We start from the raw sequence: 25,237 nt of genomic DNA on the forward strand, positions 1-25,237 counted from the left end.
TCTTTAAATTCCCTACACAAAAAAAAAAACAACCTCTACTATAATTGACGTTGTATTTTCTTAGCTTGATAGCGATGTGGCTCACCCCCAATCAATTGCAGAAGTGAATTTCTTGTTTGTTCAGTTAAAATACGTGCACATAGCTCTTCTATCTTTTCTTCCTCCGTTTGAAATAAAAACGAGAATTTTCCTGCGAAAGATTCATTTTTACTTTCTTGCAAAGCTTCCTGTACAAGTTTCGTATATTTTTCAAGCTTATACTCTATAAGTATTTTCATCACATTTTCACGAACAATTTTCTTTTTATTATGAAGTTCAACTGCTACATCTGCTGCAGCTTCTACATCTTTTGAAAGCAGTTTAACTACAGACTCACGCATTTTTTTAGATGAATCTCCTAAGCTTTTAATTAAAATTGGACGTATTTTAATCATGTTATCCTTTGCTAACTCTTCTAAAATATATGCTTTGGCCACAGCAGAATACTCATCAAATCGTTCAATGATGTACGCTTGTTCTTTTACAATTACACAAACAAGCGCTTCCTTCGCCTTATTTCGCTCTTCACTGTAGCATGCAGCTTCTTCAACTGCATAAGCGATAAGCTTTTCCTTACTTAACCCATACGAAAGCAGATCTTCTAATACTTGTTTCGGTTTTACTCCTCTGACAGAACATTCGTAAAGAAGTTCGTATAAATTAACACTATCTTCATCTCCAAACTGTAGTGTAAGTACAGCTTCCCTCTTCGCTACATCATCTATATCCCAAAGAAGCGCAACCTCTAACACCGGCATACCCCAATACATACTTCTATATTTCGGATTTTTAAGTATTTGCTCCATATCCTCAAGTGACAATTTCCCTAGTAAATAATCACGATATGTATTCCGCACTGTAGACAATTTAATTTGCAAAGCAGCAACAAAAAATTCTTCTCGCATTTTCCCTCTATTTAGCTCATATCCTTTTTCAGCTAGCGTTCGTGCGACGATGAGATAATTCATTCTACTTACATATTGCAAAGTACATTGAATAAATTCAGGATTTTCCTCCAACATAAAGCATAGCAATTCATATTCATACGTCTTACAAAAATCCTCACTATTCAAATCATGTTGCCTTAGACGATGCGCAAAAAATCGTTCCTTAGAAATCCAAAACTGTGTACAAAAACTTTGAATTTCTTCATATGTTTCTCTATTTACACTACCATTTTTTTTGTAGTTTTGAGACTGACCGAGAGTGTGACACATATAACGTGTTGCATAGTTTATAAAACCCCAAACATTTTTCTTCGCCAATATTTCAATATATCGCCTCGCAACATTCGAATATTTATGAACACAAAATAATAGCCGCCAAATATGTTCCAGTAAATTCCCACCTATAAATACTTCACTATCATCTTTACCTTTTAAATACCGTTTAACTGCTTCAACCTTTTCCTTTTCCCCTAGCAGTTTCAATATAAATTCTGTATGTTCTTCTAACCTCTCATTCAATAAAGAACTATATGTACGAAACTTTTCATAATCTACATCAAACATTACAAGAAGTAATGTTACTTGCTGGTTAGTTGGTAAAGTATGTAATTGTCCCTCTATATAGTTCGGATTCTCTCTTGTTAACTCTCTAAGAAAAACATCTGCTTCATTCACATAACTTGAAATACTGGATAAATATTTACATGCGATTGCTACAAGTTTGTCCAAAGGAAGTGCACTTTTTTCTAAATAAATCTTCATTTTAGAAAAACTGACATGCGCAAAACGGACTACAAGAACATTTAATAATTGCTCCTCGAGTATATGGTAAAATAATCGAAAAAAATCCGGATCTTGTTTATGCACTTTCCTAAAATCGTTTATAAATCGCTCCGCAAAATCGCTTCTTTTTTGATCACGAATTGTCGTTAGTTGAATATCTTTTAAAATCTCTTCTTCTTTTGTCTGTAAATATCGTTGTGATAATTGTTTCTGTTCTTCTGTCATATTAATATATTGAAACAACTCAGATGTACTAGTAGTCAAACTTTGTACCCCCCGCATCTTTTTATCTATTATAAAATACCCTTATTTAATGGTAGTATAGCATAAATCCCACAAAAACGAACATACATTCTATGTCAGGTTAATGTAAATTAAAATACACTACTCAAAATACATTTCCTTCTCTCTAAACTTCCCATTACGCACTTCTCCCCACTAAAATCCTTTAATTTTTCACTACACCAATTCCTCAAAATCCCCTTCACATAAGCTAACGTTTTCTTATTATTTTCAAACGCAATTTTAAGTGCCTCTAACACTTTCTCTCCAGAAAGTCTTTGTATCCAATTCTTCAATTCCTTCACAATATATGGGGATAAACTACTAATATTTTGTTCATAAAACTTATAAACTTCACTATTTGGAACGTCCTTTTCTATGGTTTCCACCTCTATCTCTTCCGCTTCTTCTTTCTCTTCAATAACTACTTGTGAACTACTATTATCCTCTTCTTTTGGCATACCAAAATGCTGCAATAATAATGGAATCTTGTATTCTTCTTCAAGGCATTTACGTAAAAATATATGTATGAACTCATTACTTTTTATAGTCTTTAACTCACGTAATACGCACTTCTCCACATTCGTATTTGAAATAGGGTTATAGTGTAACCAATTTATTATGAATACCTCTTTCGTTTCCGTATCATATAAAATCTTTCCATACTCAACAAACCTGTTTAGCAACTTCTCAACAGTCTCCATACTATAACCTGTTTCAAGCTCTGCCACACGCTTCGGTAATATGTAAATACCACATTGCTTTGTTTTCGTACCAGTTAACAAATATATGTAAAAATAACGTTCCTCTGGCGTTAAATCTAATATGAATTCATCTTGCCAAAAGTTCACCTGCACATTACGGTATACCGCCATATGTTTCCCTCCACTCTTTGCTAGTAAATAGGAAAATTTTAATCCTTCATTATAAAGATAGGCATACGGGAATGGTTTTGGCATTCGAATTACAATTTTTTTACTACTACAACGCCGGTTTCATTTTTTCGCGCTTGTTTTGTTCTTGTTTTTGTTTTTGTTTTTGTTTTTTCTTAGTGATTTATTACTTGGTAGGGGCTTATAAGGGGCTTGGAAGGGGCTTGGAAGGGCATTCTACATTACAATCTATGAAATACAATTTGTTCTTCCTACTAAATAGGAGCTATTCCAAATTATTATTTTGGATAGCTCCTTTCAAATTCTTCTTATTTTTTACTTCTACCAATGTCAGCTTCTACATACCATTTATTCTGCTATTTGCGGACAGTAAAACTCTCATTTCAAAATTCGGTGAATAAACTGCTCGATTGCAGTGCGAGTGGCCCTCACTGATTAAAGTTTCCTTTTATTTTTGCATTGAATCTAACATCTTCACAATAAAGGCAGCTGCCTGACCACGAGTTGCTGTACCTCGGGGATCAAACTCATTATTTCCAATACCATTAACTACCTTTAGACTGTATAATCGTTGAACCGATTCTTTGTATGTTATTAAATGCTTATCTGTAAATGGTAATGCTACTAACTCACCTGTAATTCCTTTATATCGTAATGCTTTGTCAATCATAATAGATACTTCTTCACGAGTAATTGGTGAGTTAGGATCAAAAATCCCTCCACCACGACCATTAATAATTCCTACACTTGCACAACGTTTAATACCGTCATGAAGTGATGGATGTGCCTCATTAATATCTACAAATGACTTATTTCCCTCTGGTAGTTTAAGAGCATTCGAGATTAATTTCGCAAACTCCGCTCTCGTTACATTTCGATATGGCGCAAATACACCATTACCTTCGCCTTGCATAATACCTAGACTGTTTAATTTACGAATATGCTCTTCAAACCAGCCACCTGTAATATCATCTTTTGGTTTTTGTACTTCTTCCTTAGGCTTTTGTACTTCTTCCTTTGGTACATTGTAGTTAATTTTAATCCAGCTTGGGTCATAGAAAATCCATTCCCCATTACCTACTTTATACCAACCATTTTTAACCGCTAATACTTTGTAACGATCTCCGGTTGAAGCTTTACGTACAACACGATGTTCAATACCCGCATCACTACGTACATTGATGCCACTACCATTTACCACTAGTTCCATGCTAGGTTCAGCTGGATTATTTTCATTTGGATTAAATGAGTCATTTTTATCTTGTAAAGGCGTATCAATCTGCGCATTTATATTTGCATACCACTGAATTCCTTGTACGAAACCAGCCCAATTACCACGTGAAATTAAAATGTCAGGACATTTTTTCCCGCTCCATTGTTGATGCTTGTAAATATGATCTGCACCAATTCCTTCTTTGTTCATTAAATAACCTGCAAGTCGTTTTGCATTTTCTAAAGCTTTATTGTAATCACCATCTTGGTTAACCGCGATCTCGATACCGATAGACTCCCTGTTTCCTGATCCATCTCCATCTCCTGCATGCCAACCATTTTCGTTTGTTGGTAAGTGTTGATAAATTTGTTTATCGTCTACAGTAAAATGCCATGAAGCTGTTCGGAAAGTGCCTTCAGTTGCTTGCTTGTATAAATATTTCGCATGATTTTCAGCATTAGCACCAGCGGCTGTATTTGCGGTCTCATGAATTGTAATGTAACGTGCTTTCATCGGATTTGCAGGACGAATATCAGGATTTCCTGCTGGAACAATCCACTCCACAAATGGAACTCCTGCAAGTGTTCCATATTTCTTCGTACTCTGTGCACTATATTGAATACCTCTTGGCTTTGCAACAGGTTTCATTTGACGATCAGATCCATCATTTCGACCATCTACAGATTCAAATGCCTTTTCAATGTTTGAAATAGCTTCCTTTTCTGCTACTTGTCCCTTCTTAGCATTTTGCATTTTGTTTAATTCTTCTGTTTCATCATGTTTATGCTTATATTCTTCTAAAAGCATTTTTTCATTTTCAGATACTTCTGCTTCGTTAATTTGTACATGATTAGGAACTTCCAACTTGAAATTAGAATAATTTAATCCGCTCGTTCCGTGTTCTCCTTGGGCAATATTAAGTTGATCAGTTTGAGAGTTGTTTATCTCTTCTGCTGATGCTGACAAAGGTACGCTCCCTAAAATCACTAGACTTGTTGATAGTGCGATTACTTGTTGTTTGATTGTCTTATTCATTATTATAATAAATACATACACACTCCCACCGTGTATGTATCTCAACCTCCCTTTATTGTCACATTAATTTTTAAAAATATGAATCTACTATGTACTTCTATTATATTTTCTTTTTATTTATATATTTTAATTATTTTATTTTATACCCATTAAGAAAATATTTATATGTCATCCCTACAGATGAATTTCATCTAACATACTTTTTATAAAATTCGTCAACAAACATTATTTTACAACTAATTACAAATACCGTCAAAATAATCAATTTAAACTTAGACAAATAACTGGCATACAATTTCATAATAAGAGATCCTATACTATCGAAATACATCTATTACAAATTCCCTTTAACGTTTTCAACAATCTCATTTATCGTATTCCGATCAAACTTATCACTAATTTCATATGACTCACGATCTCCTACGAATTGCACGCCTACGATATCATTGCGATCCTTACCGTATTGCACTTCAATAATAGATCCACGCTCTATTTGTTTCCAAATGAGACCTGCTTCATCTTTATTATCTAAAATAATGCAGTCTTCAATATTTTCGTCAATCCCAATTAACTTATTATCATCCATATATCCAATCTCGTATTGTTGCCGTTCTTTCGCTTTGCCACTTACTAATATACCTTTGCTACCATATGAGTAATCCATATAGTCCTTTTTCTCCGTTTGTACCGCTTTCGGCTTTTGTGCTTCAGTTTTTTCAGCAGCCCCACAACCTGTAATAAGACTGATTGGGATAACCACTATTAATACTAATCTAGTAAATTTTTTTATCATTTGTAACCAACCTCATATATTTAATGCAAAACTCCATTTATTACTCTATTAAAGAATAACATGATACTAAGTAAACAGAACGAAAGATAACATATTATTTACATACTCGCACTTTAATGAAGGACCAGGCCATTTAAACCTAGTCCTACATAACTTTAACTTTGCTTCACATACTTAATTGTATTAAATGACGTCTCATTAAATAATTGCAAGTTTTCCCCATCATAATCTTGAACTTTATATGCTATTTTCTTTTTTTGAATTGTATCTTCTACACCGTCTACTAAACGTTTATTGAGATGTAAATAGATTGTAAAAGCTTCCTTATCATATTCCCAAGTTCCTTCAATATAATTCTTTTTATTTGGATACTCACCTTTACCATACGTTTCAAATGTCTTATCACCTTTTAAAATGAGTGACATATTGAAACCGTCTGTTCCTTGGAATCCCCAATTACCGATTAATTCCGTACCATCCTTCACATTCTTCATAACGTTATCTGTATTAATTCCAGCTTTCTTATCTAACTCTTTCAAATCTTTCATTGATACTGTACCGTCACCGATTTTAATATCCCCTTCAAGATTTTTGAATGCCTTAAGCCAGTAAATATCTCCTTCTTTCACTAGCTTTTCAGATTTCTCTATTAACTCTTTATCAGTCTTATCACCTTTTTCTCTTTTTTCTTTTCTGGTGAATACTTCATTTATTAAAGAAAAAGACTCTCTAAAATAACTAATTGCTTTTTCAAAATCTTTTTGTTGGTTTACATACTCTGTAGGGGGATCTATTGACTCAAATTTATCTAACACTTTATTTAATTCTTTCACACTATCTACTATATCTGATTTCTTTTTCTTACCGTCAAAAACCTCTCTTGTAATATTGTTATGCTCCGCAAACAACTTATCAAACTCTACTCCTAATTTATACACTTTATTAGGATAGTCTTCCTTTGAAACTTTTTCTTTCTTACTATTAGACTTCGATTCTTTTACTTTAGACTCTTCCGTTTTCTCCTGTTTAGAAGTGTTCGTTTTCTCAGAAACTCCACAACCAAATAACAACATGACCGGAACTGCTACCCCTAGTAGTTTCTTTGCATTCATGACTGATTTCTCCTTCTACTTGAATAAATTACTCTTGCTATACCCATCCTCTTTTTTTATCTTGTAATTAAAGTTACAATCGCAATAACTCCTAGAATCGGTCCCCAATATTCCATTTTTATAAAAAATAATGAGTGCTTTTTGTTAAACATAACTTTTTCACCAGTTTCGGCATCTATATAAACTTTCCCATCTGGCTTATTAATATATTTACCTAAATACCAAGACATAACCCCTGATATAATAAACATTACCGCCATTGGCCAACTATGGTCTTGAAAATATGTAGCGTCCCCCGTTATAGATCCAAAGATAGCCTTACCCAAAAGAGTATTAATAATTACAATAATTGCGACTAAAAAACCCCAACCAGACCAAATAATCATCTATTTCTCCTCCTAAAGCGTACAACTTTGTACTTTATGTTAATTTGAACTGCAAACGAAAATGTTTAAAAAACCGAATATTCAGACGTTAATAATTATATTTAGCTTACATTCGATTCTAACTTTAATGTCCTAAATGCAAATGAACCAGATATAATTTGTAAAATTGTCGGAATAAGTAAAAAGAATAATGACATAAACAACATAACTATAGGAATCACAATCATACAAACTCCATAAACTTTATTATTAACCTTGTTTACTAAACACGATAAAATGAACAACCCTATTTGAACCGTTAAAATAATAGAGTAATAAGCTAAAAGTTCGTAATCAACCCCTTCCATAATATTAAACGCTACAACTATTAATATTATGGAAATAATAATTCACAAAATGCCACCAATTAAACCTAATACGAATTCAGGTGTTCTTTTCAATTCAATCCCCCTTTTATGAACCACTAACAGCTTGTATATTTTTCCCATTCACCATCATACCAAATATTCACTGGAAAAACTATACAAATGTATTTTTTATTCTACTATACTTTGCTTCTAACTATAGATAGCTTGTAGCAGTCACAAAATCAAAAGCTTCAAAATTACTAACCGAATTGTCATACTGAAAATTATAAATTAATATGATAGAATTGTAGGATTTCTTTAATTTAACTACTTCGTTAATTCGAGATAATATTTTATCATCATATGAACATCCCGTTAATAACATAGAAATGTCATCACTCGCTTCTTCTAACACTTCCTTTTCAATAAAATCCTCATCTACATCAATCATATCAATATTAAAATCAACAAAAAAACTCGCTGGTATAGCATCTCCTTCTTCATCATATGTAACATCGATATATGCATCTAACTGATCTTGCGTTTTCATATTACCTAACCATATTGAAACCATTCCATGTACTTCCATTGTAGTTCTCCTTTATTTTTTATCTTGCAGAACCAATTTTATAACTTACCGACTACTTTAAAACACATAATTTTTATAAAAAACATTTCTTCTTTCCATTTAGTTAAATGGGGTTATTCGGAAATTCATTATCATACTTATTAATTAACGCTTTATCATTTTCATTAATTGGTACTTCACCTAAGTATTTATGTTTCCAAATAATCATTTGATCACTAAAACTATATTCTGTTTCGAGCCAATTGGTATAATCGAAATGCATGTTAAATTCCCCACTATGTTCCAGAGACATTGTAAAAGAGTACCAAAGCTCTTGCTGATTATCTTTAAAAACATCTCTTAATTCCTTACTCAATTTATATAAAGAATCTTCTTTCCTTTCAAACTCCTCTTCATTAACTTCGTATTTAAAAGGAATTTCTACACTATACTTATAATTTTCTTTATTTCTGAAGTTGTTATAGAAAAAGTAAGTTCCCCCTCCAACTTCTGATATTTGTGCATAAAAATAAAATTTCTCCCATTCTTCTGGAATCATGGCATGAACCGTTTCCGCTATCTCTCTATATAATCGATTCAATTTTATTTCCAATTGAATACCTCCTATTTAATTTTCATCATTCACTTTTTCTATATTATACCACCCTTTTAATTAGCTCTTTATTTCATCTAAAATTCAAACCAAGTTTCGATACTTTTAGAAAGTAGACATACCTCTTGAATACAATTAGTATTAACATAAGAAATACGAAAAGCTTAAAAAGGCTTTCACATGAAGAAAGGAAGTTGCACAACTATGGATTTTAAAACAGTTATGCAAGAACTTGAGGCTCTAGGTAAGGAACGAACGAAAAAAATATACATATCTAACGGTGCGCATGAGCCAGTATTCGGAGTAGCTACAGGTGCTATGAAACCAATCGCTAAAAAAATAAAATTAAATCAAGAGTTAGCTGAAGAGCTTTATGCCACAGGTAACTACGATGCTATGTACTTTGCAGGTATTATTGCCGATCCAAAAGCTATGAGTGAGTCTGATTTTGATTGCTGGATAGACGGGGCATATTTTTATATGCTATCTGATTATGTAGTGGCAGTAACTTTATCGGAGTCAAATATTGCACAAGATGTTGCTGATAAATGGATTGCAAGTGGGGACGAGCTTAAAATGTCTGCCGGATGGAGTTGCTACTGTTGGCTTTTAGGAAATCGCAAAGACAATGAGTTTTCCGAAAGTCAAATTTCCGATATGCTTGAAATGGTGAAAGATACAATTCATCATTCTCCAGAACGAACAAAATCCGCTATGAATAATTTCCTAAACACCGTGGCAATTTCATATGTACCACTACACGAAAAAGCAGTCGAGATTGCAAAAGAAGTTGGTATAGTTGAAGTCAAACGTGATAATAAAAAAAGCAGTTTGTTAAATGCTTCTGAAAGTATTCAGAAAGAACTTGATAGAGGAAGACTTGGTTTTAAGCGTAAGTATGTAAGGTGTTAAAAGTATGAAGGTGTCAATGTAGGAGAGATTGACACCTTTTTTGTGGACATTACTAGACTAACGGAGCTGCAAGTTAAAGGGAACCAATCATTCATCTCCCACTATACATCTCAAACTTCTTCTTTCAATTTATATACCCTATCTCTTTTCTCATCATCTTTGATAAAAATAAGTTTTCCTTCTGTAACAAAACCTTCTAATAGTAAACATACTTGTCCATATGCTTTAGGCTTATTCGTAGTGAATCTTTCATCGGGTATTTTACCAGATCGTATTAATCGTTCACATAGCTCAAGCGCACTTATTTCTTCAGAATCAATTAATTCTAAAATATCTTTTTGTAATGGTGATAAAGGGGCTGGTACCTTACATACCTCAGCTACCTCCACCTTTTCTTTTTCTTCTTCAAATAAATCTTCAAATGAAATTTGATTCATTACACCTGTTCCTTTCTAACAATTGATTTATATAACATGAATTGAATTCTATAGGTACAAGAACTTTAAATATTAGCTATTGTTATGTATTGCTTACCTCATTACATGAATTTCAAACTCATGTACATCATTTCATATAGTATATTTTGATTATACCAAATATACGTTCTGTCTTCTATTGTAGAATTTTTATAACAAAAATGAAAGCAATAGTGAACATTTTGCTTCTCTTTAGTTGTATAAAAAATCATGTAAAAAGTTTACATAATAAAATTATAGTGCTCTGTTAAATTTCTACGCTAATACGCAAAAAAACACTCGTTGCCTTTAATCGACAATCGAGTGCTTTAAGTTCATCTATTTTTAAGTAGCATAAATTTATAAATTTTGTAGTAACAGTATGACACCATTTATATGTCGTGACAACGACTATGTTAACACTTACGAGTTTGTATGAGTTCGTTAGTTTAATATACATTCCATGTGTTTATATTCGTGAACCAGTAAAATGTCATCTCGCCTAAGCTCGTATTTCGTTTTCTATTCTATCATTGCACACCACAGTACTCCATGATGGTACAATCATCATGGAGTATCAATTTTCAAACACCCTATTATTTTTTCTATCCACTTCACATAAACTTTATTTTTTTAATCATGTAATTTATTTAAAAAATCAGTAAATGCATCTGCAATGTAAAATACATTCTCTCTTGCACGTTCTTCCACTTGTTCTTCTGTTAATCCTTCTTCTCGCATCAACATTTCTTTTTCACCAGCATTTTCATATTCCCAAAATACCACAACAGGGTTATTTTTGTCATTTTTATAGTCAAAACATATTAAATTTCCCGCTGGGTCAAAAGCAAAAGGAACTAATTCTGCTGGTAGTGTATCCTTGTAATCATCAAATACTTCTATAATATTTTCATCATCTTCCATATCGTAACTTAATAACGTTCCAAAAACCTTTCTTTTCCCTTCAACTTCAAACACCTCTGGACTAACATGCGCTCCATTATTATTCATCACACATTCTATATAATCTAAAGGAAAATTAATGTTCAATTCCTGTTCAACATTCTTTACATCTTCTCGTATAATAGGTTCATCTGGTGATCTCCATTGTACCTTACTCATCCGATTCCATCCCCCATAATGCATTTCCACCTAAATGGTTAACTTTATGCGTTTTAGACACTACTAACTGCATTTTATCAGGTACTTGATGATCCATGTCTATCTAATAAAAAAGCACTCATTGCCTTTAGTCGGCAATCAAGCACTCTAAATTCAAATAATATTTTCTAAGAGTTTAATTTATTGATTATATAAGACATACACGGAACCAATAGCAATTTTTCAACAATATTATTTTGAATTAATAATTGTATTAAACGGTTCTTAATTCAAATACCCTCTATTTTAAGCCCTAAAATCAGTTAATCAGTACTAGATATTTTCAATATATCCCCTAATTCGCCTAACAGTTCTATGTTTTTTAAAGCCAACTCAACAGGTATGTCTTTCATTAACACGAATGGTAATTGTTTTGATCCTTTTAATAAGTCAAACAATCCCTTTTTGATGATAAATACCTCTTGTATTTTCTTTAAATCCATAGCCCCTCCTACTGGTGGACTTACCAATATAAGATTACACAGTTTTTCCTTAAACACTTCCTGTTCTTCGTCCACACAGTCAATACCTATCGCTCCGTCATTTATCCACTGTATAAAATTCTCACTTACTGTGGTTGCATAATTCGGATACATAATCCCCGAATCAACTTGTACTAACTCTGTTGCGTTTTCATTTGCAGTCATTAACAGTATTTTGCCTCCACCATTACTTCCTACAGCAACATAACCCTTTGCATATTCATGGACTTCATATATTTTATTCCTTTCATCTATTATATCCACTCCAAATATAACGACTCCATTATCGGATACAAAGCCATTTGTATGCTTTAGTAATTGTTTATAAACATTAGGGAGTATTAATCCCATTTCCTCTTCAATTTTTTTAATTTCATTTTCATCAACTGAAGAATATAATTCGTAAGTTGACAATTTTTCAACATTTATCATTTAAATCCTCCTAATCCATCAAAATATCTATATGCTTCTCACATTACTTTTTTTGCTACTTTAAAATCTACATCCACTTCAATCATTTCTTTATAGCTAATATTAAATTCGTATATTATACCCGTACTAAAACCTTCATTCCTTCTTCTAGCTCTTTGAAGAACGAATATTATAGCATGTGGTTCACCAGAGGTAGATTTGAGTAATATTGATGGTGCTTGTCGACTGCTATAATTATTACCGCTTGTTTAGCCCATATCTTAGCCCATTCATCTTGTATTGCGTAATGCGCTTGTACCAATCCATCATTTTTTGTATTCCGAAAACCTAGAGCACGATTCTTATTTGGACTCATTTTTTTATACAAGTCAACATCTTCAACAATATAACCTCCATTTTTAAGTTGACTCCTAGTGGACCTTTGCGGAAATGTAATACCAGCCCTTTCATTAATATCAGCATGGGGCTGTTCAGAAGTTAATTCATCATATTTCCCTCTCAAATATTCTAATCTGGGGTCTCCCCCCACCACTCTCCATATTCGAGATCCTACTCTGAATACTCGCCTTTGAGGCATCATGAGCTTCTTGGAATTTCCCGCTATAGTTCGTTCCAGTTCTAACGACACTTCCATCTGGCAGTATTTCTACACCTTTAACGAATGGGGTTACGGAGTCCGCACCTTTTGCTAGTTTAATTTCAATTATATAATACTAGGAATTTATGTTAGCCTTAATTCATAAAAAATTACTTTTTATAAATTTAATCCAAGTTTCTCGTTACCACATTTCTATATTATAACATTAACTCAATCGTATCTTTTAAAGCTTCATTTACATTAATAGCCTTTTAAATAAAAAAACTGAAAGAGGATTAATCCACCTTCCAGTTTCTTCTTTCATTATTCTATCGGCCCCATAAATTGAGTAATTAAATAAACATGCTCGATAAGTTTGACTTTTTGTAAGTTTTCTACTTTTTCTGGTCCACCTAGTGCAAGTAAAGGTGTGTAACCAAAACATTCATCTATTTCAAGCTTTCCGTATTTATTTAATGCCTGCTGATAATGCTTCCAATCCAATACTTTCTCTAAAAAATAATCATCTTTCGTATTTTTAAAGAAAAACTTGAATTTTCCAGCTACTACATCTACCGTACCTTTTCGATACTTAAGTAATAATAAATAGTTATTTTCCCACACAAGAATATCTCCCATACCTGTTGTAAAAATTGGGATAGCTTCTTCATAACGGATATAACTTTCCTTTAATATATCTAAATATTTTTCTGGGTTTATTGCTCTTAAGTATCCATTTAACATACTCCCAAACCCATAGCATTTCCATAAATCTATTATTTGATCTGGAACTTTCCCTGTATACTTTTCAATAACCTCTGTTGATGGTTTTTCGAAAGATATAAAATCATTTATATTTTCCATAGTATCCCCCTACTCCGATTTCAATCTAACATTAAGATATGTCAATTTTTTTCTTCCTCTGATAAGGTGTCAGCAACTCGTCTAATTTCCTTATCCACATTACCAATCCTGCTTTTCCACTGCGAACCTATTGATGAATTAATTCTAGAATCACCCATGCCAGTTATTTTTAATGGATTTCCACCCGCAATTTGATCTGGGTCATGTAATGCAGCTTTATCCTTTATCCACTTTAAAGCTTGCTCTTCTGCTTCCCTAAATGAAAAACCTTCTTCCATAAATTCATCAATTTTATCTTGCACAGCTTGTTTTCGTGTTAATCTTTGAGCTGAATTTGCTTGTTTTGATCTCCCATATTTTAAAAATTGGTTCCGATTCTAAATAAACTCATAAACTGTCAATTTTCCCAGTCCATCTTCTTGGTTTTTTAATTGTCGTATAAACTCATCTTCATTATGTTTCCGATTACGTTTAAATTCGATTCCAATTTCGTCAGTACGCGAGCTATTATTACCCACTCCGCTAGTTTTATTACTTCCTTCTAATTTACTATGCCCATGAGCAAGTTGATAAGCGTCATCCTTAGTTACCGTACTTGCCTTTGAAAACTTTCCAGTTACTTCTCCAACAGTTGAAGGAAGCTTCACTCCTATTCCAGTATCCACCATCCTAACCGTTACTGGAATAGGAGTATTTTTCATAGCATCTAGTGCATTCTTTAAAGTCTTATTTTCCCTAGGCGATTGTACCACATTATTTCTACGCTAAAACACAAAAAAGCACTTGTTGCCTCAAATAGACAATCAAGTGCTTTAAGTTTCATCTGTTTTTAAGCAGCATAAATTTGTAAGTTTTGTAGTAACAGTATGACACCGTTTATATGTGGTAACAAGTACTAAGTTAAAACTTACGAGTTTGTACGAGTTCGTTAGTTTAACTACTTTCTTTCGTTGAACTACTAAAAGAAAATTTCTATTTTCAATAAAACTACATTCTCGAACTGTAATCAATTGTAAATACCTTTTTATCATCTGATCCTTGAATTCAAATAAAAAGTTTTTAATAGAAATAAAAAAGCGCTTGTTGTCTTTCGTAGACAATCAAGCGCTTTAAGTTCATTTGTTTTTAAGCAGCATAAATTTATAAATTTTGTAGTAACAATATGAAACTTTTTATACTTCATAACAAATACTCTCTAAAAACTTACGAGTTTGTACGAGTTCGTTAATTTAATATACATTCCATGCGTTTATATTCATCCCACAGTAAAATGTCATCTCGCCTAAGCTCGTACTTCTTTTTCTATTCTATCCTTGCACGTAATACTCTATTTAAAGCAGTTACATAAAAACCTTGATAAGTATTCAACTTATCAAGGTTTTAGCTCTATAACTTATAATTTTCCCATAGTTTTTTTCTCATTATATGTGTCTCTAAATCTGCTAATCTAACAGGTATGGGTAACCGACTTTCTTTATTAATAAGCCTCATGACAATTTCAGTACTTGTCTCTAAATCAATCCAGTTACCACATGAAATAAAAATGGGTTTTACACTTTTGGTTGTTCTTAAAGCTCGACCATATATTTCATTATTAATGATAATATCCGTATACGATCCCTCTTGATTTTCAGGCATAGTAAAATCTACACCTTTAATCTTTAAATAACTTTTCGCTACACCAATTGTTGGTTTATTTAAATAGAAAGAAGCATGTGTTGCAATACCCATGTGTCGATAATGCAAATAACCATTCCCATCAAACATATAGATATCTGGTTGCTTAGTTAGTTTTTTTGCTGCAGCTTTAATTAAAGGCAACTCACGAAAAGCAAGAAAACCTGAAATATACGGAATTGTTATTTCTCCATAACTGTACACTTTTTCAACAACTTCATGTGTACTAAAATCAATGACTACAATACAGCATGTACCATACGTTTTACCATTTAATTCCCAATACGCTAAATCTACTCCTGCAACAAATCGTATTTCTTCTAATTCAAAGGTATTTCTAAGTTGTACTTTTGGTAAGAATGCACGCTGCTCATTTTTAAATTCCTCTATTAAAGGTTTTAATTTAGAATTATCCATTGCAATCACAGCGTAAATTTTTTTCAATAAATAGTAAATTCTCTTTGGTTGATTCAAGATTTTGTTTTTTTATATATTCTTGTTGATCCCACTCAGCGCAACATAAACATATCGCCGCATTTAAATTTCTCTTCATATTTCCCTCTCCACTTTCATACCAAATTTAGTGCATACCTCCTGTATGTCTTCTAACCATACTTCATTTGATGAATTACAACTCAACATTTCAACTGATTTTGTATAGTATTTACTTTATTATACTTTTGGCTCCCTACTGAATTTTTTAGCATATAATAAATCTGATTCACTTGGTTCTGTTTTTTGTTCTATAATATTCCCTTGTTCATCATACTTTTTAAAAGTCATCTCACGTCCGGCAATACATTCAGACTCATACTTTTTAGCCCTGTTTTCAAAGAATTCAACCTGGTAGCCTTCTGCCGAGTTTTTATTCATATTTCCTATCCTTTTTATATTACCACTCGGATAAAATTCCACATATTTTCCTTGTTTAACACCATTTTCTACGTAGAAATAACTTTCTATATTCCCATTTTCATAAATATCGTAAGCTAATCCAGTAAATAATTTTTCTTTTCCATCATCAGTATACTCTACTATTCCTAAATCATAAGGCCCTCCGTATTCTAAGTACTCCTCAAACTCTAGGCCGTTCTGTATTATATATTCCTTCGTTAATATATCATTTAACATTTTTTGAAACCTCCGTGATTATTTCAAATTCATCTGTAAGATAAGCACAATGAGGACACCTTAGAAACATCATTCCAGCTGGTTTTGTTCTATTTTGACCCGTACGAATTACATTGATAACAAAATTATCCAAACCAGCACTTGGATTAGCCTTTAATGCTTTATTCAAGGCAATTACTTCAGCGTGTGAACCTGCACCTTTTGTAAATGTATATGAATCAATAACTTCTTGTGGCATAGAATCATATCTTGACTTTATTAAAGGATGGAAATCGGGCAATATTCCATCGTAGTCATTTATCGCATAATAGATTTTACCAGTTGTTTTATCATACACTCCAGCAAAGGCTGGACCAATTTTTTTCTTACTTATCCCCGTATCCTTTAACTTTTGCAATTCCTTAAGTGTTTCGCCGCGTAAGTTAATCCTATAATTCAATTCTTTCGAAGTAAATTTTCCATATTTATTACGTAAATAATCTATTCGACTATTACCCGTACCCTTAACCCCACCACTCTCCAAATTCGAGATCCTACTCTGAATACTCGCCTTTGAGACATCATGTGCTTCTTGGAATTTCCCGCTATAGTTCGTTCCAGTTCTAGCGACACTTCCATCTGGCATTATTTCTACACCTTTAGCGAATGGGGTTACGGAGTCCACACCTTTTGCCACTAGACCTTTAATGAAGTAGTCCGCATCATTAATCTTATCTACGGTTTTCCAACCTTGTATTTTTAAATTTTTTAATAGATTATTTTCCTTAAGCGATTGTACCACATTTTTACCCAAATTTGGATTAAAACCAGGCATTCCTTCTTTGAATTTTAATAATTTGGCTAAATCAGCTAATTCACTCGTCCCTTTGAATGCTTTTACTCCTTTTCCTACTGCTCCAACAACTGGGATTGCATCTAATCCGCCAAAAATGATGTTTCCTACCCGCTCTTCTTGGCTCAATTTCCTATGTGTTCCCCAGTCTTCTCCGTCGATACCGCTTTTTATTTGTACACCTCCGTATACTACTGCGGCAGCGGCCCCGAGTGGTGGACAAAGGATTGTTGTGATGATGATTCCTACGCCTATTCCTATGTCTCGCACCATTTCTAGTTTTTTCTGTTCATCTTCTATCGATTTGTATTCAAATCCTCGTGTGGATGGGACTACTTTCTTATATTCTTCATAATTTAGTTTTGCATCTGGATTTTGTTTTTTTAGTTCTTTGTATTCCCCTCTCAGTACGTTATCAAATGCAGGTGAATCTCTAAAAATATCTTCTACTGTTATTTTATCTTTCTTCTTCTGTATTGTTTGTGGTACACTTCCGTAGCCTGCATGCGCACCTGGTAATACTGTCGTTGTTGTAGAGCCAATTCGGTTATTTGTTTCAAAACTGAGAATAGATGTATCTCTCATTTTTTGAGCAAATTTATCCATTTCTACTAAAAAAGGTTTATCTATATGTTCAGAGACTAATCGCCCTGCTTCTCCGCAATATTTTTGTAATGTCGAATAGCTATCAAGTAATTCCCCGATTTTTTGCGATTGATCTTTAGGATTAAAATGTATACTACCATCCGAGTCTAAATCTCGTATTCTTCCATCAATTCTTTTTAATGATTCATTTGCTTCCCGTAATTTTATGAGTGCATCTTTTGTAATTCGATTCATACCATCCCCCATGTTTTGCCATGGTTCAGGTCTATATTTCACATCCATCTCGTTTTCATCCCCCCAGCCGTATGGTGATTTCTACAACTTACTTAATATTTCACGTAATTGTTCGTCCTTTTCAAGCATTTCTACACATACATTTCCTACAACTGTCGCTGACCTAGAATAGTGTTCAGCCAATTCTAGTGTTTTGTGTAATATATCAGGATATTTTTCAATTACTCTCATCGCTTCACCTTTTTGATAAAAATCACAGCTTAATAAACTCTCAATATTCGTTCCAATGACGTCTACATGGATTTTATATATATTTTCTAACTTCATTACTATATCAAGTAGTTCTTGAAAATTAACTAATACTTCTTCTCCACCACCAGAACCACTATCTCCCATTGATACTTGCATTATTGAATACCTCCTAACGAGAATTGTCTCGGGTCAATTAACTTTTTATATGGCATTTTTAACACGTCATACAATTTCTTATTAACCGCATAGAGGCTCACCCAGTCATATCGATTACGATCTACATCTATTTGAACGAAATCTTCTCCTTCAGTAAAATATAAGAAACATTCCCATTTTCCTCCTCTATTACTTCGAGGCCTCGTATACGTTTCTATCGCTATAACGTCTTTATTTGATAAATCTTTTTCCTCAAATGTTTGTTGTTCTGCCTCTGTCATTCTCTTTGAGAAAAATGTATCTTCTATTTCCCTCGGTTCTCTCAATAAGAAAGGAATGCGTGTTAATAATGAAAAATATACGTCCGGTTTTGGTATGTAGTCGATCTCGTATTTTTTATTTGGTTCTATTTCTGTTAATACAGCCACTCGGTCTTTATCCTCTTTTAAAAAGCCAATTAATACATTATTCATTCTCGTGTATTCATGACAATTTTCATATTCCTTTAATAGTTCAATTATTTGAAAAGCTGCAGGGGTAATTCCATTTTCACTTGTAAGTAGGCCTTTTTCTTTTAAACTCGTAGTTGCTTTCGTGACACATTCTGCATCAAGTAAAATAATTGCGTCACGGTTTGGCAATCCAAATATATCGGTAACCCCAGCTGCACCTGCGAGAACATATAATTCAGCAGGTGCAAAACTCATTTCTTTCCCCATTCTTTTATCCCTCGTTTCTCCATCACAGTTGTTTTATCTCCCTTACTTCCGATTTATCTCCGTACGTTTGAATGCTTTTATCTAACTCTTTCAAAGCTTTCGTATGTCCTTCAAATGCCTCTACCATTTCTGAATTATATTGAATGATCAAATCAAGATAACTTAAAAATGCATCTCTCGTTTTTCCATTCCATTTCGCACCTGTGACATATGCTTTTAAGTCTTTCGCTTGGTTTAAAGAATCCTTCATACCATTTTCAATGTTTTGTGCGTAAGAAATGGCACTTGCAGTGTTACTTCCTATAATTTCAACCTCTTTACCACTCATGTTGGTTCCCTCCATTCTTTGTATGCTTAATGGATAAGTTTTTCAAATTCCTTTTTCTTTTCTTCAAAAGCCTTGGTCGCTGCAGCGTATGCTGACGCTTTCTCCGATTCTGCTTTCGCTTTATATTCCAAATACTTTGCATAAGCTGTACTTTTTGCAGATCCAACATCGCTTAATGCACTTTTAAAATAGGATACTAATGTATGTAATTCTTCATCCTTTTCATGACGTTTTTGTTCAAATTCAACTGCCGGAATTTTATTAGCTTCTAAACCATTACTTTTACTCTCATAATCTCTCTTCGCTGATTCAGCATCTTGAATGAATTGCTTTAACTCTCTTTCTTTATCTTTTAAATAATCATGTAAATCATCATACCGATCTCGTTTCCTCGCACTTTCTGTAAAACCAGACGCATTTAAAAAAGCATTGTACAATTCATCTAACATCTTTCTCCCCCTTTAGCACAATAACTATGTAGTTAAATTCGTATATTTAAACATGAATATTCATTACATTAAGAATTAACAAATAATTATTTTTACATATTGCTATTTTATCAAAGGGATTTTAACATTTCCATATTTTATGAATGGCTTTCGCATTTTTCTTCAATAAAGTGAAACTTTAATCAATATGACTATGTATTTATTACCTTTTATCCAATTCATTCGTATTAAATCCTTGCTTGAGAGTAAGACCAGTTCTTTCTTATTTCATAAACAACTATTTCTGGATAATCCCAATGAAGCGTACGAGTAGGCTCCCGGACTCGTTTTACTATTCCTTGGGCTGTTTTGTTTCTATATTCATTCCAATATTTTGGCTCAGTCGCTCTTAAAAGAACGATAGAAAAAGGATCTGATATGAATATCAGATCCTTAACTTTAATTTCTTAATACATACATCTTTTTACACGATAACTGGTTCGTACGTGCTCAAATTATCATACTCAGTTTTTACAATACTAGGTGGAATGTTAACACATCCTCAGATTCACCTTTTCTTGTAGCAGTGCATAATGTTTAATAAAATTAAAGCATATTTTTACTTACCAGACTTAATTTTTTCGTTATATTCTTCTAAAGTTAACCCTTTTTCTTTTAGATAAACGGCAACTTCTTTTCCTACATAACGATAGTGCCATGGCTCATACTTAATGCCAGTAATATTCTCTTTATCTTTTGGATAGCGGAGAGTAAACCCATATTCTGCAGCATTCTTATCTAACCATTTGAATGCATCGGTAGTTTCAAATTTTGCATTTAAATCTTCTACAGTATTTTGCCATTCAACTGAAATAATGTCTAACGCTAATCCAGTATGATGTTCACTTGCACCAGGATACTGAAGATATTCCAATGCCTTAGCACTAGCCTCTTTATCCGACAAGCCTTGAGATTTATAGCTTTTAACTGAAGCATCATAATAAGTTTGTTGTAATTTTATAGCTCGATAACCTGATCTTAAATAAAGATTGATTCCCTCTTTTTTTGCAGCTGCTACCATATCCTGATAGGAAGTTGCAATTCTACTATCTATTTTCATATTTGGCTTCGCATTTTGGGTGATACTTGTTAATTCAATTCCTAGTTCCTTTGATAACATATGCTCTCTATTTACAAGGATAATTCTCCAATCATTAACATCAGAGATAGGTAAAACATCTTTTTTCTTCGCATGTATTTCATTTTTATTTTTATCGTTATTATTAGTAGTTGCCTGAGATGTTTGCTTTCCACTACAAGCAGCAAGACTCCATCCCATTGCTAATACCAATGCTAAAATTATAAATTTTTTAATTGTATCTCATTCCCTTTTTGTTTATTAGTCTTTATACCAATTTCCCAACACGTCTCTAGGAATCTCCTTGAAATCCTTCAAAGAAACGGGACCGACAAATTTTTTAATTCCATGTTTTTTAGAATTTTCATCCGAATAATCTTTTAAAAATTGAATTTTAAATTGTTTCTTACCATCGGCATAGTCGGTTACTGTCGGTACGATTGCCGCTTGTCGTATACCAAAAGTCTTATCTTCATACTTAACAAATTGTACATAAGATAATCCTCCAACTAATGTTTCTAATTTTTCTTGCGCAGAAATAAGATTTCCAAGAGAATAATAGATTAGCGTTTCATGTCCATCTTTATTTTGTTTCCACTCAATTGGTTGAATTACATGTGGATGATTTCCAATTACTACATCTACACCTAAATCTGTTAAATATTGAGCAACTTCTTTTTGTTGCTTTGAAGGTGTTGAGGTATATTCTACTCCCCAATGCACCATAACAATCACCATATCAGAGCTACTCTTTGCCTTTTCCACATCATTTTGTATCGCTTTTTTATCAATTAAATTTAAAGCCCAAGACTTATCAGCTGGAATTTTAATTCCATTCGTACCATATGTATAATTTAGTAACGCAAAACGAATACCATTTTTTGTAATCGTTTTTATTTCATTACGCTCGTTTTTACTCTCATTAATACCTACCGGGATAACATCCGGATATTTCTTCCAGTATTCTCTTGTATTCGCAACACCTTTAATACCCATATCCATAGCGTGATTTGTCGCTTGCGTCACTATATTGAATCCAGTGTCCACTAAAGATTGGCCTACTTCTTCAGGTGTATTGAAAGTCGGATATCCCTGTACTTTTAAATTATTTCCGGCAATCGGAGTCTCCTGGTTCACTATAGCAAGATCACTTGATTTAACAGCTTTTTTGATATTTTCATAAATATAATTATAATCATATGAACCGTCTTTTTGTTTGCCATCTTTAATTACTGCGTCATGATATAAATTATCACCCGTAGCTATTAAATTCACAACCGATTGTACTTTTTTGTCTTCCGTAAAATTAGGAGACTGTTGGATAGGACTTTTATCTACCCAATTCGGTGCTTTTAACGATGTATCTATATTGGATTCAGCCGGTGGTAATGAAGCTTTAGACGTCTTAACATCTGTATTACCACAAGCGGTTAAAAGCACTAAAAAAATAAGACATACTAAAAAAAACTTTTTACTTCTCTGTAAAGTATCTAACATGTGATCCTCTTTTCTGTTTTATTCCTTATAACCAGTTCTAACAAATCATTCTTTAAAACAACGTATTTTGGTTTTACCCTTAATTATGGAAGGACACTCTGTTACACCTGCTTCGGAATATACTAATAATTGTTTTCCGCTTTCTAGCAATCTATCGATTCCATCAGAAGTGATAGGTTACTAGAAAAAGATGATCCATCAGGATGTCGACTAGTTTGATATACCTATTCCAATTGCAATAACTCGTTTAATATTTAAACAAGATAGGAGAATCGTTCATATAGCCTCTTCTCTCGCTTTATGTTTAAGGTGCCTCCAAAAAAGGGATCGTTGCTGTACCCCTTTACATAGTGCGAAATTTTTGTAACTAATTTCTTTCATTCAAGCGACAAACATTATACCGATAACAATAAGTAAGACCCAAGAACTTATTTTACCAATATACGAAAAAAGTAGCAATCTTTTGTCCCATATAAAGAAGCCCATTAGGAGAAATGAACGAGAGATTCATTCTATTCAATTCCTTCATTGATTAATAAAAAAACAAGCCATCCAACTATTGGATGGCTCTATACTATAAAGAGAATTTGTTATTGGATTACTTCAATTTCCCTTCAAAAACAATCTTCCTACCGCACGGCTCAACTACTGTTTTGCCGTCTTTCTTTACTTCATGAAAGATTGGCTCTTCCATACGACGAGACGGAGCGTAGCCTTCTTGTTCCATACGTGCTAAGCAGTCTGTAATTGTTTCATTTTCAAGTACTTCAAATTTCTTTTTATTAGGTTGTTTTGTCATGCCCTAACCTACTTTCTATTTTTCTTGATGCAAATTGATTTTTCATGTAGACCATATATAACATTGCGAGAATTCCCATTATAATCATAACCGCAATAAAAAAGCTTGTATACTGTATTTTTTCTATAAATATGCCGCCTAATACAGGTCCCATAATACTTCCTAAACTAAAAGCGATTCCGGATAATATATTACCTGCCGGTAGTAAATGTCTCGGTAATAAATCAGTCATAAATCCAAGCCCTAAAGAGAAGCACGATCCAATAACCATACCCGCTAAAAGCATGCAGGCAAAGACGATCCAGTAATATTGATCAAATACGGCGGCAAGTAGAAAAATGCCCGTACTTATGCTAAACGTCCACGTTAATATACGGTCCCTTCCGTATTTATCACTCAATATACCGAGCGGAATTTGTGTAATAATACCCCCAACTGCAAATGCTGGTAATAAGAAGGATACATCTGAAACAGACCACCCTTTACGAAGTGCGTATACTGGTAAGTTACTGTTTAGCATTGCTTCAAGTACGCCATATGCAAGTGGTCCTAGCAGTGCAATCCATCCTAATCCAACAACTTGTTTATAACGAGAAAATGATGATTCACTCTTCACTTCTCTTTCATCTTGCGCTGGGAATGCATTTTTTGTTGGAAGTAGTAAAAGCCAACCTATTAGACAAAGTATAGTAGATATAATAAATGGCGTTGCAAGACCGTACTGCACAGTGCTTGCTAAATACGGGCCAACGGCAAAACCAATTCCGAAGAATACACCGTATATCGATACTTGTCTCCCTATTTTACTTGGGTCTGATGTTGTCGTGATCCACGTTTGTGTTCCGACATGAAGCATATGATCTCCGACTCCAACTAGAAATCTAAGGATAAACCATACCCAAAACGAAAATGTTTGTGTAAAAAAGAATAATGAAATAATAACGAGAAACCCACCTATAACAATAATCGGCTTCATTCCAAACCTTTGCATCGGTTTTTCAAGAAACGGCGAAATGACTAATATCCCAATGTACAATGCCGTCGCATGAATACCATTAATACTTGAACTAACCCCTTCTTGTTCAAAAATCATTGCAATGGCCGGTAAGAGCATTCCTTGTGATAAACCCGAGATTGCTACAATCCCAACCATAATCCAAAAAGTAAAACGCATTGACATCCCTTTCCCTCTCCTTCTCACGCTTCCACTTTTCATTATAAACTGTTTCTGCAAATGCGTGTACGAATATTCGCAATAAAAAACAAGCTAAAAGAATGAATCTTTTAGCTTGTTACCTTATCCTTCCCAAACTTGTGCTTTCACATTGTTATGAAATTGCTTAAAGTATGGATGTTTATAAAAAGCAGTTTCATATAAGTATTGCTGTGTGTTAGCGATTGGTGGCTGCGGATATTGCATTTGTAAAGGAACTACAGCTGGCGAAACTTGCATATACAGCGGGTTTATCATCATTTTTGTATATGCGTAATGATTATATGGCGAATAAGCGATGAAAAATGGTTGATGCATTGATAATCTCCCCTT

General features: G+C 33.2%; 26 protein-coding genes and 3 pseudogenes. 1 reads left to right on the forward strand and 28 read right to left on the reverse strand.

The window, feature by feature from the left end:
• Positions 1–77: 77 nt before the first annotated feature.
• From AB6801_RS14320 to AB6801_RS14360, 9 genes and pseudogenes are all read right to left on the reverse strand, one after another.
• Positions 78–2,033, reverse strand: a pseudogene (locus tag AB6801_RS14320) (DUF4132 domain-containing protein); the annotation flags it as partial.
• A gap of 110 nt (positions 2,034–2,143) precedes the next feature.
• The gene (locus AB6801_RS14325; protein WP_097999267.1) at positions 2,144–2,926 is read right to left on the reverse strand and encodes a DnaD domain-containing protein; all 783 of its coding nucleotides are present in this window, start codon (positions 2,924–2,926) and stop codon (positions 2,144–2,146) included.
• 466 nt (positions 2,927–3,392) lie between these two features.
• On the reverse strand, positions 3,393–5,192 hold the full coding sequence (locus tag AB6801_RS14330) for an S-layer homology domain-containing protein (RefSeq protein ID WP_097855648.1): 1,800 nt from the start codon (positions 5,190–5,192) through the stop codon (positions 3,393–3,395).
• A gap of 334 nt (positions 5,193–5,526) precedes the next feature.
• Positions 5,527–5,985: a hypothetical protein gene (locus tag AB6801_RS14335; RefSeq protein WP_000591634.1), complete on the reverse strand. Its 459-nt coding sequence runs from the start codon at positions 5,983–5,985 to the stop codon at positions 5,527–5,529.
• 155 nt (positions 5,986–6,140) lie between these two features.
• Positions 6,141–7,097 carry a DUF3994 domain-containing protein gene (locus AB6801_RS14340; RefSeq protein ID WP_097999266.1) on the reverse strand — a complete coding sequence of 319 codons (957 nt, stop codon included), beginning with the start codon at positions 7,095–7,097 and terminating at the stop codon, positions 6,141–6,143.
• A 56-nt stretch (positions 7,098–7,153) separates the two neighbouring features.
• Positions 7,154–7,483, reverse strand: a complete 330-nt coding sequence (locus AB6801_RS14345) for a hypothetical protein (RefSeq protein WP_000587853.1) — start codon at positions 7,481–7,483, stop codon at positions 7,154–7,156.
• Positions 7,484–7,584: 101 nt separating this feature from the next.
• Positions 7,585–7,872 carry a hypothetical protein gene (locus AB6801_RS14350; protein WP_255261999.1) on the reverse strand — a complete coding sequence of 96 codons (288 nt, stop codon included), beginning with the start codon at positions 7,870–7,872 and terminating at the stop codon, positions 7,585–7,587.
• 172 nt (positions 7,873–8,044) lie between these two features.
• Positions 8,045–8,419, reverse strand: coding sequence for an immunity 22 family protein (locus AB6801_RS14355; protein ID WP_000451798.1), 375 nt, complete (start codon positions 8,417–8,419; stop codon positions 8,045–8,047).
• Positions 8,420–8,522: 103 nt separating this feature from the next.
• A complete protein-coding gene (locus AB6801_RS14360) occupies positions 8,523–9,011 on the reverse strand; it encodes an antitoxin YezG family protein (RefSeq protein ID WP_065703662.1) in 489 nt (162 codons plus the stop codon).
• 204 nt (positions 9,012–9,215) lie between these two features.
• Between AB6801_RS14360 and AB6801_RS14365 the strand changes: the two genes are divergently transcribed.
• Positions 9,216–9,923, forward strand: coding sequence for a DNA alkylation repair protein (locus AB6801_RS14365; protein ID WP_097999265.1), 708 nt, complete (start codon positions 9,216–9,218; stop codon positions 9,921–9,923).
• Between the two features lie 110 nt (positions 9,924–10,033).
• Here the strand turns inward: AB6801_RS14365 and AB6801_RS14370 are convergent, their stop codons facing one another.
• The 19 genes and pseudogenes from AB6801_RS14370 to AB6801_RS14460 form a co-directional block, all read right to left on the reverse strand.
• Entirely contained in the window at positions 10,034–10,360 is a 327-nt protein-coding gene (locus tag AB6801_RS14370) for a DUF3895 domain-containing protein (RefSeq protein WP_001071909.1), read from the reverse strand.
• A gap of 651 nt (positions 10,361–11,011) precedes the next feature.
• On the reverse strand, positions 11,012–11,500 hold the full coding sequence (locus AB6801_RS14375; protein WP_097999264.1) for an SMI1/KNR4 family protein: 489 nt from the start codon (positions 11,498–11,500) through the stop codon (positions 11,012–11,014).
• Between the two features lie 302 nt (positions 11,501–11,802).
• Positions 11,803–12,453, reverse strand: a complete 651-nt coding sequence (locus tag AB6801_RS14380) for an SMI1/KNR4 family protein (protein ID WP_097999263.1) — start codon at positions 12,451–12,453, stop codon at positions 11,803–11,805.
• A 38-nt stretch (positions 12,454–12,491) separates the two neighbouring features.
• Positions 12,492–13,087, reverse strand: a pseudogene (locus AB6801_RS14385) (hypothetical protein).
• Positions 13,088–13,354: 267 nt separating this feature from the next.
• Positions 13,355–13,894 carry a T6SS immunity protein Tdi1 domain-containing protein gene (locus AB6801_RS14390; protein WP_000427866.1) on the reverse strand — a complete coding sequence of 180 codons (540 nt, stop codon included), beginning with the start codon at positions 13,892–13,894 and terminating at the stop codon, positions 13,355–13,357.
• A 9-nt stretch (positions 13,895–13,903) separates the two neighbouring features.
• Positions 13,904–14,649: pseudogene (locus AB6801_RS14395) on the reverse strand (polymorphic toxin type 15 domain-containing protein); the annotation flags it as partial.
• A gap of 631 nt (positions 14,650–15,280) precedes the next feature.
• Positions 15,281–15,988, reverse strand: a complete 708-nt coding sequence (locus AB6801_RS14400; RefSeq protein ID WP_015382421.1) for an endonuclease V — start codon at positions 15,986–15,988, stop codon at positions 15,281–15,283.
• Positions 15,981–16,124 (reverse strand): hypothetical protein, encoded by a 144-nt coding sequence (locus AB6801_RS14405; RefSeq protein WP_000828062.1) that lies wholly within the window; start codon positions 16,122–16,124, stop codon positions 15,981–15,983. Before AB6801_RS14405 ends, AB6801_RS14400 begins: the two co-directional genes overlap by 8 nt.
• A 119-nt stretch (positions 16,125–16,243) precedes the next feature.
• Positions 16,244–16,702 (reverse strand): toxin-antitoxin system YwqK family antitoxin, encoded by a 459-nt coding sequence (locus AB6801_RS14410; protein WP_000930862.1) that lies wholly within the window; start codon positions 16,700–16,702, stop codon positions 16,244–16,246.
• Positions 16,692–18,422, reverse strand: a complete 1,731-nt coding sequence (locus AB6801_RS14415; RefSeq protein WP_097999261.1) for a YwqJ-related putative deaminase — start codon at positions 18,420–18,422, stop codon at positions 16,692–16,694. The genes AB6801_RS14410 and AB6801_RS14415 overlap by 11 nt, the downstream gene beginning before the upstream one ends.
• A 33-nt stretch (positions 18,423–18,455) precedes the next feature.
• A complete protein-coding gene (locus AB6801_RS14420) occupies positions 18,456–18,782 on the reverse strand; it encodes a hypothetical protein (protein WP_001198201.1) in 327 nt (108 codons plus the stop codon).
• On the reverse strand, positions 18,782–19,501 hold the full coding sequence (locus tag AB6801_RS14425) for a DUF5081 family protein (RefSeq protein ID WP_000514121.1): 720 nt from the start codon (positions 19,499–19,501) through the stop codon (positions 18,782–18,784). The genes AB6801_RS14420 and AB6801_RS14425 overlap by 1 nt, the downstream gene beginning before the upstream one ends.
• A 22-nt stretch (positions 19,502–19,523) precedes the next feature.
• On the reverse strand, positions 19,524–19,829 hold the full coding sequence (locus tag AB6801_RS14430) for a WXG100 family type VII secretion target (protein ID WP_000014537.1): 306 nt from the start codon (positions 19,827–19,829) through the stop codon (positions 19,524–19,526).
• 26 nt (positions 19,830–19,855) lie between these two features.
• The gene (locus AB6801_RS14435; RefSeq protein WP_000883455.1) at positions 19,856–20,278 is read right to left on the reverse strand and encodes a hypothetical protein; all 423 of its coding nucleotides are present in this window, start codon (positions 20,276–20,278) and stop codon (positions 19,856–19,858) included.
• Positions 20,279–20,876: 598 nt separating this feature from the next.
• Positions 20,877–21,608 (reverse strand): M15 family metallopeptidase, encoded by a 732-nt coding sequence (locus tag AB6801_RS14440; RefSeq protein ID WP_000241986.1) that lies wholly within the window; start codon positions 21,606–21,608, stop codon positions 20,877–20,879.
• A gap of 48 nt (positions 21,609–21,656) precedes the next feature.
• Positions 21,657–22,892, reverse strand: a complete 1,236-nt coding sequence (locus AB6801_RS14445; RefSeq protein ID WP_000887599.1) for a CapA family protein — start codon at positions 22,890–22,892, stop codon at positions 21,657–21,659.
• A 598-nt stretch (positions 22,893–23,490) separates the two neighbouring features.
• Positions 23,491–23,691, reverse strand: a complete 201-nt coding sequence (locus tag AB6801_RS14450; protein WP_000166303.1) for an NETI motif-containing protein — start codon at positions 23,689–23,691, stop codon at positions 23,491–23,493.
• Positions 23,675–24,871 (reverse strand): MFS transporter, encoded by a 1,197-nt coding sequence (locus AB6801_RS14455; protein WP_098220010.1) that lies wholly within the window; start codon positions 24,869–24,871, stop codon positions 23,675–23,677. The genes AB6801_RS14450 and AB6801_RS14455 overlap by 17 nt, the downstream gene beginning before the upstream one ends.
• 117 nt (positions 24,872–24,988) lie before the next feature.
• A complete protein-coding gene (locus AB6801_RS14460) occupies positions 24,989–25,222 on the reverse strand; it encodes a hypothetical protein (protein ID WP_000554162.1) in 234 nt (77 codons plus the stop codon).
• Positions 25,223–25,237 lie beyond the last annotated feature (15 nt).

It is taken from the genome of Bacillus sp. RCC_6_1, assembly GCF_041360755.1.
GTDB classification, from domain to species: Bacteria; Bacillota; Bacilli; order Bacillales; family Bacillaceae_G; genus Bacillus_A; species Bacillus_A cereus.

Bases quoted from the DNA above. Each gene is read 5' to 3' on its own strand.
- AB6801_RS14390 (WP_000427866.1), bottom strand. From the start codon at position 13,894: ATGGAAAATATAAATGATTTTATATCTTTCGAAAAACCATCAACAGAG.
- AB6801_RS14355 (WP_000451798.1), bottom strand. From the start codon at position 8,419: ATGGAAGTACATGGAATGGTTTCAATATGGTTAGGTAATATGAAAACG.
- AB6801_RS14380 (WP_097999263.1), bottom strand. From the start codon at position 12,453: ATGATAAATGTTGAAAAATTGTCAACTTACGAATTATATTCTTCAGTT.
- AB6801_RS14365 (WP_097999265.1), top strand. From the start codon at position 9,216: ATGGATTTTAAAACAGTTATGCAAGAACTTGAGGCTCTAGGTAAGGAA.
- AB6801_RS14410 (WP_000930862.1), bottom strand. From the start codon at position 16,702: ATGTTAAATGATATATTAACGAAGGAATATATAATACAGAACGGCCTA.
- AB6801_RS14325 (WP_097999267.1), bottom strand. From the start codon at position 2,926: ATGGCGGTATACCGTAATGTGCAGGTGAACTTTTGGCAAGATGAATTC.
- AB6801_RS14340 (WP_097999266.1), bottom strand. From the start codon at position 7,097: ATGAATGCAAAGAAACTACTAGGGGTAGCAGTTCCGGTCATGTTGTTA.
- AB6801_RS14400 (WP_015382421.1), bottom strand. From the start codon at position 15,988: ATGGATAATTCTAAATTAAAACCTTTAATAGAGGAATTTAAAAATGAG.
- AB6801_RS14435 (WP_000883455.1), bottom strand. From the start codon at position 20,278: ATGTTAGATGAATTGTACAATGCTTTTTTAAATGCGTCTGGTTTTACA.
- AB6801_RS14425 (WP_000514121.1), bottom strand. From the start codon at position 19,501: ATGGGGAAAGAAATGAGTTTTGCACCTGCTGAATTATATGTTCTCGCA.
- AB6801_RS14405 (WP_000828062.1), bottom strand. From the start codon at position 16,124: ATGAAGAGAAATTTAAATGCGGCGATATGTTTATGTTGCGCTGAGTGG.
- AB6801_RS14375 (WP_097999264.1), bottom strand. From the start codon at position 11,500: ATGAGTAAGGTACAATGGAGATCACCAGATGAACCTATTATACGAGAA.
- AB6801_RS14345 (WP_000587853.1), bottom strand. From the start codon at position 7,483: ATGATTATTTGGTCTGGTTGGGGTTTTTTAGTCGCAATTATTGTAATT.
- AB6801_RS14450 (WP_000166303.1), bottom strand. From the start codon at position 23,691: ATGACAAAACAACCTAATAAAAAGAAATTTGAAGTACTTGAAAATGAA.
- AB6801_RS14335 (WP_000591634.1), bottom strand. From the start codon at position 5,985: ATGATAAAAAAATTTACTAGATTAGTATTAATAGTGGTTATCCCAATC.
- AB6801_RS14430 (WP_000014537.1), bottom strand. From the start codon at position 19,829: ATGAGTGGTAAAGAGGTTGAAATTATAGGAAGTAACACTGCAAGTGCC.
- AB6801_RS14455 (WP_098220010.1), bottom strand. From the start codon at position 24,871: ATGTCAATGCGTTTTACTTTTTGGATTATGGTTGGGATTGTAGCAATC.
- AB6801_RS14415 (WP_097999261.1), bottom strand. From the start codon at position 18,422: ATGGATGTGAAATATAGACCTGAACCATGGCAAAACATGGGGGATGGT.
- AB6801_RS14445 (WP_000887599.1), bottom strand. From the start codon at position 22,892: ATGTTAGATACTTTACAGAGAAGTAAAAAGTTTTTTTTAGTATGTCTT.
- AB6801_RS14460 (WP_000554162.1), bottom strand. From the start codon at position 25,222: ATGCATCAACCATTTTTCATCGCTTATTCGCCATATAATCATTACGCA.
- AB6801_RS14370 (WP_001071909.1), bottom strand. From the start codon at position 10,360: ATGAATCAAATTTCATTTGAAGATTTATTTGAAGAAGAAAAAGAAAAG.
- AB6801_RS14330 (WP_097855648.1), bottom strand. From the start codon at position 5,192: ATGAATAAGACAATCAAACAACAAGTAATCGCACTATCAACAAGTCTA.
- AB6801_RS14420 (WP_001198201.1), bottom strand. From the start codon at position 18,782: ATGCAAGTATCAATGGGAGATAGTGGTTCTGGTGGTGGAGAAGAAGTA.